The 17,078-nt window shown below is 73.3% G+C and carries 14 protein-coding genes and 1 tRNA gene; 6 read left to right on the forward strand and 9 right to left on the reverse strand.

What is annotated here, in order from left to right:
- The first annotated feature begins 74 nt into the window (after nucleotides 1–74).
- Nucleotides 75–3,113: an amino acid adenylation domain-containing protein gene (locus BUE29_RS01640; protein WP_073385101.1), complete on the forward strand. Its 3,039-nt coding sequence runs from the start codon at nucleotides 75–77 to the stop codon at nucleotides 3,111–3,113.
- Here the strand turns inward: BUE29_RS01640 and BUE29_RS01645 are convergent.
- The gene (locus tag BUE29_RS01645; protein ID WP_073385103.1) at nucleotides 3,050–4,240 is read right to left on the reverse strand and encodes an aminotransferase class V-fold PLP-dependent enzyme; all 1,191 of its coding nucleotides are present in this window, start codon (nucleotides 4,238–4,240) and stop codon (nucleotides 3,050–3,052) included. The genes BUE29_RS01640 and BUE29_RS01645 overlap by 64 nt on opposite strands.
- Complete coding sequence (locus BUE29_RS01650) at nucleotides 4,237–5,244, reverse strand: TauD/TfdA family dioxygenase (RefSeq protein ID WP_200799987.1); 1,008 nt, start codon at nucleotides 5,242–5,244, stop codon at nucleotides 4,237–4,239. Before BUE29_RS01650 ends, BUE29_RS01645 begins: the two co-directional genes overlap by 4 nt.
- 179 nt (nucleotides 5,245–5,423) lie before the next feature.
- Between BUE29_RS01650 and BUE29_RS01655 the strand changes: the two genes are divergently transcribed.
- A complete protein-coding gene (locus tag BUE29_RS01655; protein ID WP_143167924.1) occupies nucleotides 5,424–6,857 on the forward strand; it encodes an aminobutyraldehyde dehydrogenase in 1,434 nt (477 codons plus the stop codon).
- A 4-nt stretch (nucleotides 6,858–6,861) separates the two neighbouring features.
- On the opposite strand, the gene sbnB is transcribed toward BUE29_RS01655, so the two are convergent.
- From sbnB to BUE29_RS01670, 3 genes are all read right to left on the reverse strand, one after another.
- Nucleotides 6,862–7,854 (reverse strand): 2,3-diaminopropionate biosynthesis protein SbnB, encoded by a 993-nt coding sequence (gene sbnB, locus BUE29_RS01660; RefSeq protein ID WP_073385105.1) that lies wholly within the window; start codon nucleotides 7,852–7,854, stop codon nucleotides 6,862–6,864.
- Nucleotides 7,851–8,762: a 2,3-diaminopropionate biosynthesis protein SbnA gene (gene sbnA / locus BUE29_RS01665; protein ID WP_200799989.1), complete on the reverse strand. Its 912-nt coding sequence runs from the start codon at nucleotides 8,760–8,762 to the stop codon at nucleotides 7,851–7,853. Before sbnA ends, sbnB begins: the two co-directional genes overlap by 4 nt.
- 74 nt (nucleotides 8,763–8,836) lie before the next feature.
- A complete protein-coding gene (locus tag BUE29_RS01670) occupies nucleotides 8,837–9,373 on the reverse strand; it encodes a DUF6875 domain-containing protein (RefSeq protein ID WP_073385107.1) in 537 nt (178 codons plus the stop codon).
- A 345-nt stretch (nucleotides 9,374–9,718) separates the two neighbouring features.
- Here BUE29_RS01670 and BUE29_RS01675 point away from each other — a divergent pair, with 345 nt between their 5' ends.
- The gene (locus tag BUE29_RS01675; RefSeq protein WP_073385109.1) at nucleotides 9,719–9,994 is read left to right on the forward strand and encodes an ECF-type sigma factor; all 276 of its coding nucleotides are present in this window, start codon (nucleotides 9,719–9,721) and stop codon (nucleotides 9,992–9,994) included.
- Nucleotides 9,995–10,151: 157 nt separating this feature from the next.
- On the forward strand, nucleotides 10,152–10,586 hold the full coding sequence (locus BUE29_RS01680; RefSeq protein WP_073385111.1) for a peptidase inhibitor family I36 protein: 435 nt from the start codon (nucleotides 10,152–10,154) through the stop codon (nucleotides 10,584–10,586).
- Between the two features lie 352 nt (nucleotides 10,587–10,938).
- Here the strand turns inward: BUE29_RS01680 and BUE29_RS01685 are convergent.
- From BUE29_RS01685 to BUE29_RS01700, 4 genes are all read right to left on the reverse strand, one after another.
- Nucleotides 10,939–11,013 (reverse strand) — tRNA-Val (locus tag BUE29_RS01685).
- A gap of 55 nt (nucleotides 11,014–11,068) precedes the next feature.
- Nucleotides 11,069–12,631 carry a sensor histidine kinase gene (locus BUE29_RS01690; protein WP_073385113.1) on the reverse strand — a complete coding sequence of 521 codons (1,563 nt, stop codon included), beginning with the start codon at nucleotides 12,629–12,631 and terminating at the stop codon, nucleotides 11,069–11,071.
- A gap of 201 nt (nucleotides 12,632–12,832) precedes the next feature.
- Nucleotides 12,833–14,353 carry a sulfatase family protein gene (locus BUE29_RS01695; protein ID WP_200799990.1) on the reverse strand — a complete coding sequence of 507 codons (1,521 nt, stop codon included), beginning with the start codon at nucleotides 14,351–14,353 and terminating at the stop codon, nucleotides 12,833–12,835.
- Nucleotides 14,354–14,471: 118 nt separating this feature from the next.
- Nucleotides 14,472–15,794 carry a cytochrome P450 gene (locus tag BUE29_RS01700; protein WP_073385117.1) on the reverse strand — a complete coding sequence of 441 codons (1,323 nt, stop codon included), beginning with the start codon at nucleotides 15,792–15,794 and terminating at the stop codon, nucleotides 14,472–14,474.
- Between the two features lie 51 nt (nucleotides 15,795–15,845).
- On the opposite strand from BUE29_RS01700, the gene BUE29_RS01705 reads away from it, so the two are divergent.
- Nucleotides 15,846–16,370, forward strand: a complete 525-nt coding sequence (locus BUE29_RS01705; protein ID WP_084180597.1) for a COG4315 family predicted lipoprotein — start codon at nucleotides 15,846–15,848, stop codon at nucleotides 16,368–16,370.
- Entirely contained in the window at nucleotides 16,367–17,053 is a 687-nt protein-coding gene (locus BUE29_RS01710) for a hemerythrin domain-containing protein (RefSeq protein WP_073385121.1), read from the forward strand. Before BUE29_RS01705 ends, BUE29_RS01710 begins: the two co-directional genes overlap by 4 nt.
- Nucleotides 17,054–17,078 lie beyond the last annotated feature (25 nt).

Here is a 17,078-nt window from a genome sequence, read left to right on the forward strand (position 1 = left end):
GCCGGGTCAGGTTCCGCCGGGCGGTGGGCACGCCGAAGGGTATCCGACCGCTGTCGAGCGCTACGGTGAGTCGGGTGACGGCCGACGCATCGATCCTGCGCGGTCCCGTGGCGGGGGTGCCGTCGACGTCCGTCGCCGGCCTGGTCCGGGACGCCTGCACTGCGCATTCCGGCGTCACCGCCCTGCTGCTTCCCGACGAGCGGCTCAGCTACGCCGAGCTGGGCCGGCGGGTTCGGTGGCGCGCGGCGGCGCTCGTCGAGCGCGGCGTCGGGACGGGCGACGTCGTCGCCGTCGAGCTGCCCCGCGGCGCCGCGGCCGTCGAGTCCGCCCTCGCCGTCATCGCGCTCGGCGCGATCTACCTCCCGCTCGACCCGGAGTACCCGGCCGACCGGTTGCGGGCCGTGGTCGACGACGCTGCGCCGCGCCTCGTCCTCACGAGCGACGAGGCCGTCCCCGACGGCCCCGCCCCGGCCTGGCCGACGTCACCGGACGATCCGGACTCGGCCCTCTACGCGGTGTACACGTCGGGATCGACCGGCACGCCCAAGGGCGTCGTCATGACCGACGGTCCGCTGCGCAACCTGCTGTCCTGGCACCGCGCGGCGCTTCCCTGCGCCCCCGGAACGCGGGTCGCGCAGCTGTCGGCGCTCGGGTTCGACGTCGCACTGCACGAGCTGCTGGCCACGGTGACGACGGGCAAGACGCTGGTGGTGCCCGAGCCCGACGTCCGGCGAGATCCGCACCGGCTCGCGGCCTGGCTGGCGGCCACCCGCGTCGAGCAGCTGTTCGCCCCGACCGTCGTGCTCACCCATCTCGCGGCCGCGGCCGACGCCGACGGCGTACCGCTCGCGGCGTTGCACGTGGTGCTGCAGAGCGGCGAGCCGCTGATCGTCACCGAGCCGTTGCGCGAGTTCCTGCGCGCCAGGCCGGCACTGCGCATCCTCAACCAGTACGGCTCGGCGGAGATGCAGGACGTGCTCTCCGCCGAGCCCACCGGGCCGGTCGACCGGTGGCCCGAGCCGGTGCCGATCGGACTGCCGCTGCAGAACACGTCGGTGTACCTGCTCGACGAGCGGCTGCAACCCGTGCCGGCCGGCCGGCCGGGTCGCCTGTTCGTGGGCGGAGCCGGCCTGGCGCGTGGCTACCTTCGTCGCCCCGGCCTCACCGCGAGCCGGTTCGTGCCCGATCCGTTCGGGCCCCCCGGGCGACGGATGTACGACACCGGCGACCTCGGCGTCCGCGAGCCGGACGGCGGGATCCGCTACGCCGGCCGCCGCGACGACCAGGTGAAGATCAGCGGCTTCCGGGTGGAGCTCGGCGAGGTCGACGCCGTGCTGGCCGCCACCCCGGGGATCCTGGCGGGCGCGGCCGCCGCCGTCACGCGCGGTGACCGCACCGTCCTCGTCGCGGCAGTCGTCGCGCCCGGCGCCGACCCGGCCGCGCTCCGAGCGGCGCTCGCCGCGCGGGTCCCGGCCCAGCTCGTCCCGGCCCGGGTCGAGATCGTGGAGTCGCTGCCGACCACGCCGAGCGGCAAGACCGATCGGGCCGCGGTCGCCGCCCTGCTCGCCGAGGCCGGCTCGGTGGCCGCTGCCGGCCCGGTGACGGCGGCGTCCGGCGTCGCCGGTCTCGCCGCCGAGGCGCTCGGCCACCCGGTCGACCCGACGCTGGGACTGTTCGCCAACGGCGGGGACAGCCTGACCGCGCTGGTCGTCGCCGCCGCCGGTCGCCGGGCCGGGGTGGCGATCGAGGTCGAGCACCTGCTCGTCGGCACGCCCCTCGCGCGGATCGCGACCGAGCCGGTCACGGCGTCCGAGGCGCGGCCCGCCGCACCGCTGGTGCTGGCCGAGAGCGAGTTGAACGCGGTGCAGCGCCGTGTCCCGGAGGTGCTCGCCATCGAGTCGCTGAGCCCGTCGGAGGCCGGCATGCTCGCCGGCGCGCTGGCGTCGTCTCACGATCCGTACCTCGTCACGATCACCGTCACGCTGCGCGGGACGCTCGATCCGGCGCGACTGCGGGCGGCGGCCGACGACCTCGTCGCCCGACACGAGTCGCTGCGGTCGGCGTTCCTCGTCGACGGTGTCCGGCGCCCGGTCCGCGCCGTCGCGCCACCGGCACCGGCGCCCTGGACGACGACCCCGCCGCAGCGCATCGAGCTGGATCGCCCACCGCTGTTCCATGTCTCGTCGCCCGTCCCGCCGGATCGCCTCCCGCCCGGGCACGTCGACGAGCTCGTGCTGACCATCACCAGCCATCACCTCGCCGTCGACGGTTGGTCGGCGCGCGTCCTCGTGCGCGATCTGCTCGACGCCTACGACGGCGTCACGTCCGGCGCGGTCGCGCGGCCACCGCTGCGGACCCCCGACGCGACGGCCGCCGGACGGGCCGCGGACCACTGGTCGAGCAGCTTGCGCGACCGGGAGCCCAGCGTGGTCGCCGACCGCGGCACGGTGCGCGGTCCGGCATCGGCGGAGCTCACCGTCCCGCTCGACCCGACCGCCGTCGACGGCGCCCGGCAGCGACTGCGCGCCGGCGGGCGCTCGTTCTCCGCACTCGCGCTGACCGCGTGGGGGCTGGCACTGCGCGACGAGCTCGGCTCGGCCGACGCCGTCTTCGGCACCGCGGTGGCCACCCGCGATCCAGCCGCCCCCGGCAGCGCCGACGCCGTCGGGCTGTTCATCGACACGGTCCCGGTGCTGGTCTCGGCTCCTGACGTGCACAGCGGGGTCGAGGAGGTCGCCGCCGCCTTGCCGACCGCTGCCCGGCACGGCGCGATCGGCCTCGGCGCGATCGCCCTCGCGGCGCGCTGGCCCGCGCTCTTCGACACCGTCGTCGTGGACGAGAGCGACGCGGTGTCGCTGCAGGGGCTGCGAGGGGCACGCGACGGGTACTCGGTCGCCGCCGTGACGGCCACCGATCGCACCGAGTTCGCCGTCTCGGTGCTCGTCGACTCCGGACCCGCGCCCTCGCTCCGACTCACCTACGACCCGGCCCGGGTCGATCCGGACCGGGTCGCTCGGCTGGGACGCGCGGCGGCGGCAGCAGTGGGCGACTACGCCGCGGCGATCGCGCGGACCCCGGCGACCAGCGCCTCCACGTCGACCTCGTCGGTGTAGGCGGCGATGCCGACCCGCACCAGGTCGGGCTCGTCCGGGCTGACCGCCGCGACGGCCGCCGACGCGTAGAACGAGCCGTCCCACACCGACACGCCGCGGGCGGCCAGCGCCGCGGCGACCTGCTGGGCCGGCCGGTCCCGGACGCGCAACGCCAGCACCGGTACCCGCGGCACGTCGGTCGCGGGTCCGGACGGCGGCGCGACCGGGGGGCCGAACAACCGCACGGACGGGATGGCCGCCAGCTGTTCGGCCGCGGCGGCCAGCAGCGCGCCCTCCCGGCGGGCGACGGCGGTGCGGTCCGCGGCGAGCAACACCTCGGCCGCCGCCGCCAGGCCCACCAGGGACTCGAAGTTGGTCGTGCCGAGGCTCAACCGCCCCGGCGACTGCGACCCCGCTGACGGGACCTGCTCGGGCAGCCGCGCCTCCTCCGCGAGACCGGGCGCGAGCCACAGGGCGCCGCAGTGCGGCCCGTACCACTTGTAGGGCGAGGTGACCAGCGCGTCACACCCGACGGCGGACACGTCGAACGGCAGGTGTGCGATCGCCTGCACGCCGTCGACGTAGACCCGGGCCCCCACCGCGTGCGCGGCCGCGACGACCGGCGCGAGATCCGGGACGGTGCCGAGCGCGTTCGACGCCGCGGTGATGGCCACCCACCGGGTGCGGGGTCCGATCAGGTCGGTGACGGCGTTCGTCCGAAGGACGCCGTCGGCGTCGACGGGCGCCGTCCTGACGGCGGCTCCACATGCCGCCGCGGCGGCCCGCCAGGGGTAGACGTTCGCCTCGTGGTCCAGCGCGGTGCACACGATCTCGTCCCCCGACCGCAGACCGCCACTGATCGCGCGGACGAAGGTGGTCGTCAGCTGCGTCATGTTGTGCCCGAAGAGCACGTCCCCGGCCGGCCCGCGCACGAGCCGGCGGAACGCGTCCGCCGCCTGCTCGGCGACGGCGTCGGACTGCGCGCTCTGCGGGAACGCACCGTGGTCGTTGGCCACCGACGGTCCGGCGAGGTAGCCGGCGATGGCCTGCGCGACGGTGCCGTGGACGAGCGTGCCGCCCGGTCCGTCGAAGCGGTGCTCGTCGCGGCGGACACCCGGGAACGCGGTCCGCTCCAGGGCGCCGCTCATGCGCCCATCCGGACCTGGGCCTGCCGGTAGCCCGCTTCGTCCAGCTCCGCCTCCGGCCGGGTGCGGGGCAGGTGGATGAGGATCCGCTTGAGCCAGCGATCGGAGCCGTCGAACCGCGGGGCGTAGGAGCGGCGCCCGTGGACCGCTATGTCGTTGTCGATCAGCAACAGGTCACCGGCCACGAGCGGGACCGTCTCGGCGCACGCGTCGAGGGCCTGGTCGAGCGCCGCGTAGTGCGCACGGAAGTCGGGATCCTCGTCGAGGAACTCGGTGTAGCTCGGGTCGAAACGCAGGCAGGGGCCGTCGACGTCCGGCCATATCGTGGACACGCCGCCGCGCTGCGCGGACCAGGCGCTGGTCGACTTTGCGGCAGGCTCTGCCGGGCTCGCCGCCGCGGGTTGCGCGGCCGTCGGCAGGTAGGTGTCGTCGGGCAGGATCGCGCACCCGGGTCGGCCGAGCGCCGACAGCTGCTGCGCGGTGAGCTGCGCTCGGCGCACCGAGGCGATGTCCGTGCCGATCCCGTCGTCGTTGCGCAGGCAGGCGAGCAGCAACAGCTCGGCCCGACGAGGGTGGAACGCGTCCTCGGTGTGCCAGACGAGCGGGACCGCGCTGCTCGCGCCCACCTGCAGCTCCCGGCTCTCCGGGCTCGGGACGATGTCGTGCACCAGCCGCCCGTCCTGCTGTCCGGTCCAGCCGAAGACGTCGCCCAGGCAGGCCCCGATGACGAGCAGGACCATGTTGACCTCGGCGTCGGCGTCGAGGTCGGCGTCTTGCCAGCGAGGCGGGGTCGGACCGAGCGACTCGAGGTCGAGCAGGCCCCGGACGACGGTGTACCCCCGGGCGCGGTCGGGCACGCCCACTGCGGTCCTGACCTCGTCCACGAGACCGGGGGGCAGGTCGGTCGGCTCGGGTTCGCGGCCGCCGCGCGCGAGAACACGGCGCGCGGTCGCGCGCACGGCCTCCCGCACCGGTGCGACGGCGTCGGGTGCGATGCCCATCGACATCAAGACTCTCCTTGTTGGTCGGTGCGACGTTCGACGGTGCAGGCAGCGTCGATCGGCCCTGGGGACCGCCGGCACCCGGTGCGGGCTCGGACAGGTCGCACACGATACGGTCCGCGCGTTGTCGAGCCGGCCGCAGCGCGACGAGCGTCGGCATCCGCGGCGAGAGGAACGAGGACGACATGGACACGATGCCCGACCCCACCCGCAATGTCGTCGACGGGGTGCTCGTCGACCCGGGCCACGACGACGTCACCGAGCTCCTCGACCCGGCAACGGAGGACGTCGTCGGCGCTGCGACCCGATCCCGGGCCGACGACGTCGATCGTGCCGTCGCCGCCGCCGCACGGGCCTTCCCGGGCTGGGCCGCGACTACGCCCGGTGAGCGCAGCCGGGCGCTGCTGCGCCTGGCCGACCTCGTCGAGGAGCACGCGGAGGAGTTGGCTGCGCTCGAGGTGGCGGTCACGGGCAAGCCGCTGGCGCTGACCGTGGCCGAGGAGATCCTGCCCTCGGCGGATCAGCTGCGCTACTTCGCCGCGGCCGGACGCTGTCTGGAGGCCCCGGCCTCGGGTGAGTACCTCGCCGGCCACACGTCGGTCGTGCGGCGCGAGCCGCTCGGGGTCTGCGCCCAGGTCACGCCGTGGAACTACCCGTTGATGATGGCCGTCTGGAAGATCGGTCCGGCACTGGCCACCGGGAACACCGTCGTGCTGAAGCCGGCCGAGACGACGCCGACCACGACCGTCCGGCTGGCGCAACTCGCGGCCGACGTGGTGCCGGCCGGCGTCTTCAACGTCGTCTGCGGCGACCGGGACACCGGGCGCGCGTTGGTCCGACACCCGGATGTCGCGCTGGTGTCGCTCACCGGCAGCACGCGCGCGGGCGCCGAGGTCGGCGGCGCCGCAGGCGGCCTGCTCAAACGACTGCACCTCGAGTTGGGGGGCAACGCCGCCGTCGTCGTGTGCGCGGACGCCGACCTCGAGTCCGCGGCGGCCGACATCGCCGCGTCGGCGTTCTTCAACGCCGGGCAGGACTGCGTCGCGGCGAGCCGCGTCCTGGTGGACGCCCGGGTGCACGACGAGTTCGCCGCGGCCGTGGTGGCCGCGGCGGAGGGCACGCGTGCCGGCGGCCCGGCCGAGCCGGACGCCGACTACGGCCCGCTGAACAACGCCGATCAACTCGCCCGGGTCGAGGCGCTGGTCGCCGGCCTGGGCACGCACGCGGAGGTCCGCACCGGCGGGGGCCGCCTCGGCGAGCGGGGTTACCTCTTCGCCCCGACGGTGGTGACCGGGGTGCGCCAGGACGACGCGATCGTGCAGGACGAGCTCTTCGCGCCGATGCTGACCGTGCAGCCGTTCCGCGATCTCGACGAGGCGCTGCTGCTCGCGAACGGTGTGCCCCAGGGCTTGTCGGCCAGCGTGTGGACCCGCGACCTCGCGACGTCGGCGCGGCTGTCGCGGGAGCTTCGCTTCGGCTGCGTCTGGATCAACACCCACCTTCGCTTCGCCGCGGAGATGCCGCACGGCGGAGTCAAGGCGTCGGGCTACGGCAAGGATCTGTCGCGCTTCTCGCTCGATGACTACACGTCGGCGAAGCATGTGATGACCGCGTGGTGACCGGCTAGTCGAGGAAGTCATCGACGCGGGTCCCTCCGCCGGCCGCGACGACGCGGTCGTAGACCCAGCGGCCGACGGCGATGTCGAGGATCCCGAGACCGAAGGGCGAGAAGACCGCCGCGCGGCCGGGGTCGCGGTGCGCGGCGCCGGTCAGCAGGTCGCCGACCGTGCCGGCGATGAACTCACGATCACCGCTTCGCTGCTCGGCGAGCTCCAGCGACGTCGCCGCCCGGACGGCGTGATCGACGTCGTCGGTGAAGTTCTGCGACGCGAGGACGAGCTCGGGCGAGAGGTCGCGCAACGAGAGGTGCAGCACCGTCGGGGCGTGGGCGAGGAGCGCAGGGTCGTGCAGATGCGGCTGGCCCGCGACAGTGGCGACCACCACGACGTCGCACTCGGCGAAGGCGAGCGCGGCATCGGTGCCGGTGCGGACGTCGCCGGACCTCAGCCTGGTGGCGAAGGCCTCGGCGCGCTCGGCGACGGTGTCGACCACGCGCCAGGCGCCGATCTCCCAGCCCGCAGCGGCGAAGAAGTCGACGACCGCGCCGGCGATCACGCCCGCACCCAGGATGCCGACGCGGCTCGCGCGGCGGCTGCCCTGCAGCAGCTCGGCCCCGAGGACGGCCGAGGCAGCGGTGCGGCTCGCCGAGATCAACGAGCTGGCGAGACAGGCGAGCGGCCGGCCGGTCGCCGTGTCGTTGAGCACGAGCACCGCCGAGGCCCGCGGGATGCCCTGGTCCAGGTTGCCCGGATAGCTGGCGATCCACTTGACGCCGGAGGTGGCGATGTCGCCGCCGAGGAACGCCGGCAAGGCGATGATCCGGTCGGCCGGCCGATCCGGGAAGCGGAGGAAGGTGCTGTGCGGCAGGGCGGACGCACCGTCATGGTGCAGCTCGTAGGCGTACCGGACGACGTCGAGGACCTCGGCGCGGTTCGGCTCGATCACGGTCCGGACGGCCCGCTCGTCCACGACGACGAAGCTGGGGACGTTGCTCAACTCTCGGCTCCTTCGATCAGCGTGCGGTGCACCCACTGCGGGTCGTAGACGGAGTCGAGGTAGGCCTGCCCACCGTCTGGACTGATGCAGGCGATCGTCGGGCGCCTGCCGGTGGGGTTGCGGGCAAGGTAGCGACGGATGGCCGCGAACACGCTGCCGGTCGAGCCACCACCGAACAGGCCGTGCTCACGGACCAGCTCGTGGCAGGCCCGGACCGCCTCGAGCTCGGGCACGTGCACGACCTCGTCGATCACCGACATGTCCAGGATCGCGGGCACGATCGTCGAGCCGAGACCGGGAATGTGCCTCGGCGCCGGGGTGTCGCCGAAGATGCGCGACCCCGCCGCGTCGACGGCGACGACCCGCGCGAGCGGGAACCGCTCGAGGACCCGGTGCGCGACCCCGGTGATGGTGGCGCCCGTGCCGACGCCCACGAACAGCAGGTCGAGCTCGTCGAGCTCGTCGACGAGCTCGGCGCCGGTGAGGTGGTAGTGCGCGTCCGCGGCGTCGGTGTTGGCGTACTGGTTCGGCCAGTACGCGTGCGGCAGTGACTCCACGAGCTCGCCGACCCGGGCCAGCCTGGCCGGGAGGTACGCGCCGCTCGGGTCGGGAGTGTGCACGTACTCGATCCGCGAGCACACGGCGGCGAGGGTCTGCTCGGTCGTGTGGTTGAGGTACGGATCGACGACCGGCACGAACTCGATCCCCAACGCGCGGCACCGCATCGCCAGCGCGAGGGCGAAGTTCCCCGACGAGGACTCGACAACGGTCGTCCGGGCGGTGAGCTCCCCTCGGGCGTAGGCCCGGTCGAGGATCCAACCCGCCGAGCGGTCCTTGGTACCGCCGTGGAGGTTCGCGGACTCCATCTTGACGACGACGTCGGCGCCGGGCAGGACGAGGCGGCGCACCGGTGTCGTATGCGAATGGATACGGCCCGGCATGACCGGACCGCCCACGGGACGCTGCCGGCTGGCAGGTGAGCTCATACGCGAACGACGGTGCGGCGGTAGGCATCCACCCACGCCGGCTCGGCGGCGAGGAACACGTCGTCGCCCTGGACCATGTGCCGGATGACCAGCAGCGGCACCGGCGACGTCAGTGGGTGGAAGTCGGGGTTGTGCAGGCCGGGCGAGGTGTAGCCGGGGAAGAACTCGCCGAGCATGCGACCGCTGTCGACGGCCACCGGCTTGACCCGGCGGTGCACCTCCAGCAGCTCCGGCACGGAGATGCCGCGCGCGACGAGCACGATGCAGGCGTACTTGCTGGGAGGACGGCTCAGGCTGCGGTGGGCCTCGAGCAGGTCGACGACCTCGGCCTCGACGGCCTCGACGCTCTCGCCGCGCAGCACGCCGAAGTGGAGCGCGTCCTCGCGCAGCGCGGCGGGGACATAGGGGCACAGCGGGCCGGACCGGCCGAGGTCGCGGTGGGGGCGAGCGATCACCACGTCGATCCACGTCGCGACCTCGCGCAGCTCGGCATCCGGCGACGAGGCGGCAGCGGAACGACCGACCAGATCCACTGGCATCCTCCCGTATGACCGACGACCGCAGCCGAACCGGCATACCGTACCCGGATCGGCCGAAAAACCGCCATCGGCCAAGATCCGTCGCCCGCACGCCGAGGCCGCCCGTCCGCGGTGCCCGACGCCCGCCGCTGCGCGACGCGCGGGCCTCACGCACGACGACCCAGGCACGCCGCGGCCACCGCCGGGGCCGCGCTGGCGCACGGCCGGAGCTGAACCGGTTGCGGCAGCTCCGGTCGTCGAGGCAGCGACAGCGGACCGCCTGACAACTTTTCTTGTCAACACGCCTCGTGACAATGCACTGCCTGGCTACTACCGGTTCCTCGGATGAGGGGTGAGCACATGAGCAACGAGAAGAGTGACACCGACGCGTGGCCCGAGTCGATCGAGCAGGACCCCGACGTCGAGGCCAAGGACGCGAGCGACCTGCGCCGCATCGGCGAGGCGCTCGGTGGGGTGCAGCGCGCCGACACCGAGCTCGTCGAGGCGGTGGCCGCGGCGAAGGCGGCCGGCCGGTCGTGGACCGAGATCGCGAACGTGCTGGGCGTCTCGCGGCAGGCGGCCCGGCAGCGTTTCGACGCATTGACGAAGCCCACACCGACAATCAATAGGCGCTAGCTCCACCGGTCGATAGGTGCCCCTAAGAAGTAAGTCCGCTCAACGGATCTTGACCCCAACACGGCCCGCACGTAGCCTGACGTCGTTGCGGCTCGGCCTTCGGGCAACGAGCTTTCATGAGACTTGAGGGGGTCTAATGCAACGTTCATTAGGTATTGTGTCGACCGTCGCGTTCGCCTTCATCATCGGACTGCCGACAGCAACCGCGGTCGCGGCGCCGCCTGGGATGCCGACGTATCTGACCGGTCGCAGCCAAGCGGCCCGCGCCGTTGGCTGCGACCTGATCTTCGATGACACCCAGTTGTGCGTCACCTCTTCGGCGAATTTCACGAGTTGCGTTTTCGGCTGGTACGCCCCTGACTCAAATTTCGCGAACAACTACTACCGTACGCAGAGCCAGGATGGCGCAGGCTGCGGCGACCCCAATCACACCGTCGACAACACCATCGACTCCGCCTTCAATTCGTCAGACAGCGCTATCTGCCTCTACACCAATGCCAACTACGGCGGGTCGGTGCAAAAGCTGGCCGCACACGCGTCAGTGCAAAAGGTGAAATACCACAACGCGTTCTCATCTTGGAAACACTGCTAGGGCATGTCCACGGCTTCGGGCTGGGGCTGAGGTCAGATCACTCCGGGCTTCGACCCGCAGCTCATCCACCGCCGTAGTCGGGTCGGGCCGTCCTGGATCACGTGAGGCGGGTCGTAGCTCGTCGTCCCGCATGCGCGACACAGAAACGAGCGGTGGTTGTTGTCCTCGCCGGCGCATCGGGAGCGCAGGTAGCCGATGCCGAACCGGCCAGGCCCGACGGCTGCCCGCATTCGGGGTTCTGGCACCGGTCGATCGCGTAGACCTCGCGCCAGTCGCCGTCGCGGGTCTGCTCGAGGCGGGCCGCGTCGCCGACGGTAGCCTGCGCCTCCAACAGGACCGCGACGCTTCGTGATGGTGGGCGATACTGGGATCGAACCAGTGACCCCTGCCGTGTGAAGGCAGTGCTCTCCCGCTGAGCTAATCGCCCGGGACGGCCGTGTCGGGCACCGGGCGAACGGGCCACGACGACAGCGAGGGAAAGATTACCCGGCGGGGACGACCCAGCGCACGCGGGTACCGGACGGCTCGGCGGCCTCCCACGTGCAGTCGCCGCCGCGCTGGCGGGCACGCTCGGCGATGTTGCGCGTGCCGCTGTTGTGCGTGGGTGTGCCCATGCCCTTGCCGTTGTCGGTGATGGTCAGCGAGATCAGGCCGTCGCCGGCGCGCAGGACGACGTCCACGGCGGTCGCGCCGGCGTGCCGGGCGACGTTGGCCAGCGACTCGCGCAGCACCGCCATGAGGTCGTCGCGGACGGCCTCGGCCTCGTAGTCCGGGTCGTCGACGATGGCGTCGGGCAGGAAACCCAGGATGCGTCGCGACTCGGTGCAGATCTCGTCGACCGCGGTCGTGAGGTCGACCGGGCCGACCGTCCGTCCTCCCCCGAGCTCGAAGATCGAGTGCCGCAGGTCCTTGATGGCGATGTCCATCGCCTCCACCGCGGTGTTGATGCGGTCGCGGACGTCGGGGCTGTTGCCGGGGTGGTTCGCGCCCTGCAGGTACATGCCGGCGGCGAAGAGACGCTGGATGACGATGTCGTGCAGGTCCGCGGCGATGCGCTGCCGGTCCTCGAGCACCGCGATGTGGCCGCCGTGGCGCTCCAACTGCCCGGCCCGTTCGACGACCTGGCGCTCGAGATCCTCCTTGAGCTCGCCGAGCTCGCGCAGCGTGTTCTCCCGCCGCCGGTCGATGCGCGACACCCGCCGGGCGGCGAACCAGCTGATGTAGCCGAGCGCGAGCGCGCAGGCGACGACCAGCAGGGCGAGCGTGGTGGCGACGTCATCGAGCCACCCCTGCCGCCACGCCAGCAGGCACACGTACCCGATGAGCGGCAGCCCGATCAGCGCCAGCGGCAGCAGTCGGCGCACCAGCAGGGCACCGGCGTCACTGCCCCGCGCGGCCCAGGTCAACAGGCCGCCGTCGACGGCCGCGAGCGATGCGCCCGCCAGCAGCGCCGACCCGAGGGCCGTGTGCACCGACAGGGTCGTGACCGGACGGGCCGAGTACAGCGAGCGGACGTCGTAGAGGTAGCCGAGCAGCGCGACCGCGGCGACGACGAGGGCGACGAACGCCGCGAGCTGCCCCCACCGGCCGCGGCCGCGGAAGCTGAGCAACCGGCTCAGCGCCAGTGCGATCATGCAGACCAGCGTGAGCGCGGACGGCCGACCCGGGTGCACCGCCGACGCGGGGTCGTCGAAGAGCAGCTCGTCGAAGCCGGCGCCCGCGCCGACGACGTACTCCCCCACGACCACCACGCCCAGCAGCATCGCCAGCGCCGCGAACCCGTCGCCGACCCGACGCGGCACCAGCCACGAGAGGGCCAGGAGCAGCAGGCCGATCGCCGAGTCGACCTTGACCCATGCCTGCCCAGGCAGCAGCTGACGCAGCTCGTCGTTGTCGAGGACGTAGCCGAGCAGCGCCAGCACGGCGAGCGCCGCCGCGGTACCGGCGCAGGCCACCGTGACGTGCGGCATGCTGCCGTGGCGTCGCGCTACGACGGTGCCGGCCGGCACGACGATCGGCGCGGCAACCGTGCCCTCGGATGACATGGGGCTGTCTCCACGAGCCGGGAAGTCGGATGGCGTGATGCTAGCGGGCAGGTCGACGCTCATCGACGCGGCGGCCGCCGGGTCAGCGCTCACGTCGGTCCCGCTCGTCCACGCTGCGTGATTCGCGCGTTTCGACCCCCACGGATTCGCGGGACGGACGCAACGCCCACGACGCCGGTCGTCCGGCGTCCGCCCCCGGGTTCACGACCGAGCGGGGCGGCCCGCCGCCCAGCACTGTGCGCCGCCGTGACAGGAGGTGAGGGCGGTGAGCTGGCGGTTCAGCTCGGCGCGCCGGGCCGGCGTCAGCGAGCCGGCGAGGTTGTCGTTCTCCCAGGGATCGGTCGCGCGGTCGTAGTACTCGCGCTCGCCGTCGGAGTAGCGGACGTAGGTCCAGTCCGGACCGCGCAGCGAGTCGTAGGTCGGCGGATACCCCGCCCCGATCGGCTGGGTGTCGGGGTCGCCGGGGTGATTGCCGACGCCGTGGTGCTCGACCAGCGCGCGCGTCCGCCACGGGACGGACTTCCCGCGCAGCAGCGGCACGACGCTGTGACCGTCCATCGTCGCGGGGACGTGGACGCCGGCGAGGTCCAGGAACGTCGGCGCCAGGTCGATGTTCTCGACCATGGCGTGACTGGTCGCGCCGGCCGGGATGCCCGGCCCCGACACCACCAGCGGCACGTGGACGTCGGTGTCGAACGCGGTGCGCTTGCCCTCGCGCAGGCCGTGCTCGCCGAGGTGGTAGCCGTTGTCGGAGTTGAAGACGAAGACGGTGTTGCGCAGCTGCCCGGTGCGCCGCAGCGCCGCCTGCAACGTGCCGATCGCGCGGTCCACCGACTGCACCGCCTGCACCCGCTTGACGAAGGACCGGTCGATCTCGGCGATGTTCTTGCGCGACAGCGACCTCGGGGCCAGCGACAGCCACCGCGGCATGTGCGCCGGTTTGCGGTCGAAGGACGGGACCCGCGGCGCCTTGAGATCGAGGAACGAGTCGGCGTCCTGCGGGTCGGGGGTGTACGGCGCGTGCGGCGCGAACGTCGAGAGCTCCAGCGCGAACGGCTTGCGGTCGCGCACCGACTGCTCGATGAAGCCGACCCCCAGCTTCGTGACGACGCGGGTCAGGTAGTCCTCGGGCTCGTGCCCGTACTTGCGCACCACACCGTCGTGGTTGAGCTTGTAGCCGTACTCGGGATACCCGTTGCCGGCCACGCCCCAGGTCGACCAGCCCTGCGGCCGGTAGTTCTCGGCCAGACCGGCGACCTTCTTGCCCGGCATGTAGTTGTTCAGGTACTTGCCGAGCAGCGCGGTGCGGTAGCCGCTGCGCTGCAACGCCGTGCCGTAGGACGCCGCCGGGCCGCCGTACCGGTTGTAGATGATCATCCCGCCGTCGGGCGGGATGTTCGTGAACACGTGCGAGTTGTGCGGGTACTTGCCCGTGAAGATCGACGCGCGGGAGGGGCAGCACAGCGAGTCGGTGACGCTGTAGTTGTCGAACGTCGTCCCGGTCGCGCTCAGCGCGCGCACGTGCGGCATGTAGGGCACCAGGTTCGCCGACAGATCGTCGGTGAGCACGTAGACGATGTTGGGACGGGCCGAGTACGGCGCGTGCGACGGCGTGGGCCGCGGGGACGGCGCGCCGGTGCCGGTGCACGCGGCGAGCGCCAGGCTCGACAGGGCCAGACCGAACGCCACTGCGCGCCGGCGACGCGGTCCGCGCAGCGTCACAACCAACTCCCCATCACGATCACGTGGCTGCCGCGCGGCAGCAGAAGGATTCTAGGTCCGGACAATTCGGGCGCACCGTCGGGGCGCACCGGCGGGGCACGCCGTCACATCGCGGCGATCACACGGCCGCGGTGCGGCCGTCCGGCGCGGTCGTGCCGGTCCGGACCGGCAGCGACGCCCAGCCGCGCAGCACCCGCGTCGAGCGCCGGGTCCCCGCGCCGGCGGCGACCAGGCCGGGCAGGCGCTCGAACAGCGTGCGCAGGCCGACCTCGCCCTCCAGCCGCGCCAGGGCGGCGCCCAGGCAGAAGTGCCGGCCGCCGGAGAACGCGAGATGCCGGTTGGCGTTCGGACGGCGGACGTCGAAGCGGTTCGGGTCGGCGAAGACTCCCGGGTCGCGGTTCGCCCCCGCCAGCAGGACGCTGACGAAGCCGTCGCGCGCCACCGTACGGCCGCCGAGCTCGACGTCGGTGTTCGCGATGCGCGCCGTGAGCTGGACCGGCGACTCGAGACGCAGCACCTCGTCGACGGCGGTCGTCCAGTGCTCGGGCTCGTCGCGCAGGATCGCGAGCTGGTCGGGGTGGTCGAGCAGCAGCCGGACGCCGCTGCCGAGCAGGTTCACCGTCGTCTCGAAGCCGGCGACGAGGACGAGCCCGGCGGTGGCGCGCAGCTCGTCGTCGGCCAGGTGCTCGCCGTCGACCTGCGCGCGGATCAGCTCGCTCATCAGGTCCTGACCCGGGTTCCGGCGCAGCGCGGCGAGGTGGTCGCCCAGCCAGCGGTCGAAACCGACGAGCCCGCGTTCGACGGTCCGGAACTGCCGGTAGGGCAGCGCGAAGTCGAGGCTGGGCGCGGCGTGCTCGCCGAAGCGCAGCACGCGGTCGCGGTCGGCCTCGGCGACGCCGAGGATGTCGCCGATGACGGCGACCGGCAGCCGCGCGCAGTACCGCGTCACGATGTCGACCGGTGCGTCGTGACCGGCCGCGACGATCTCGTCGAGCAGCCGGTCGGCGACGGCCTGGACGTCGACGCGCATGGCGGCGACGGCCCGGGCGGTGAACACCGAGGACACCAGCGTCCGGTACCGGGTGTGGGTCGGCGGCTCCACCGAGAGCAGCGACGGCGGTTCGAGCGGGTGCAGCGCCCCGGTGCGGGTGCGCCGTTCGATCCACTGCAGCGGCGGCAGGACGCTCGTCGACACCGAGGTCGTGCGGAAGTCGTCGGAGCGCAGCACCGCGCTCGCGACCGCGTGCGAGGCGGTGACGTAGCCGATCCGCGTCGGCACGAGCGGGCCCTGCTCGCGGATCTCGTCGTAGATCGGGAACGGGTCGGCCCGCACGTCGGGGTCGGCGATGAGGCGGGCCTGCGGATCGCCGCCCTTGGCCCAGCGCCGCGTGACCGCTCGGCCCAGCCCGTGCAGAACCACCCAGCGTGCCAGCGATCTCATGGCCGACACTCTGGCAGAGGTCGCGGAGCTCGGCGCGGCAGACTGGAGCCGATGTCCGCCGTCGCCCGCTCCCGCTCGCGTGCCCTCGCGACCCTCGGCGCGGTGGCGCTCGCGGCCGGGTGCGGGTCGGCCGCCACGCCGGTCGGCGACCCCGTCCTCGGTCAGCGGGCGGCCGGCGCCGTCACGATCCGGACGGCGGTGGTGCCCGGTGTGGGCCGCGTGCTCGCCGACGGTGCCGGGCACGTCCTCTACATGTTCCCGCCCGACGCGAAGCAGCGGGTCAGCTGCGTCGGCGCGTGCGCGGGCACCTGGCCGCCGGTGGCGATCGCGGCCGGCCGCACGCCACGCGCCGCCGCGGGCGCCCGGCAGGACTACCTCGGCACGCTCGCGGACCCCAACACCGGAGCCCGCATCGTCACCTACCACCGCTATCCGCTCTACCGCTACGCCGGTGACACCGAGCCCGGCACCGCCCGCGGTCAGGCGCTCACCCTCAACGGCGGGCCGTGGTACGTCGTGGACGTCGCCGGCACGCCGGTCACGGCGCCGGCGCGCACCCCGGCGGGCCGGCGATGAGCGGCGTCAGCCGGCGCGACCTGCTCTCCGGTGCGGCCGGTCTGGTCGTCGGCGGTGGTGGAGTCGGGGCGGCGAGCCTCGCGGGCGGGAGCGACGGCACGCCGGACCCCGGCGCTGCCCTGCCGTCCCCCGGCGAGGAGCTGATGGTGGAGCACGGCGTCCTCAAGCGCGTCCTGCTCGCCTATCGCGCCCTGGTCGAGCGGATCGACGCGGGCGCGGCCGTCCCGCGCGGCGCCGTCACCGACAGCGCGCAGATCGTCATGGACTACATCGAGAACTTCCACGAGGGCCTGGAGGAGGCCTACGTCTTCCCGCGGGTCCGCGCGGCGCAGCCCGCCCTGGTGCGCACCCTGCTCGTCCAGCACGACCGCGGCCGGCACCTCACCGCCCGGCTGCTGGCCGCCGCGCCCGACCTCCGTGGAGCGGGAGCCCGGCATCAGGTGCGCGCGGACCTCGCCGCGTTCGTGCGGATGTACGAGCCGCACGAGGCGTGGGAGGACACGGTGGTCTTCCCGGCCCTGCGCGCCGCGACGTCGCCCCGCACCCTGGGCGAGCTCGCCGAGCGCTTCCACGACCTCGCCGACCGCGAGTTCGGCGACGCCGCGCTGCGGCAGGTGCTGCACCGCGTCGAGGGCATCGAGACGCAGCTCGGCATCGCCGACCTCGCCAGCTTCACCCCCTGATCGAGCCGGGTCGGCGAACCGCGGT

Origin of the sequence: Jatrophihabitans endophyticus (assembly GCF_900129455.1) — a bacterium.
In the GTDB taxonomy this organism is placed as follows: domain Bacteria; phylum Actinomycetota; class Actinomycetes; order Mycobacteriales; family Jatrophihabitantaceae; genus Jatrophihabitans; species Jatrophihabitans endophyticus.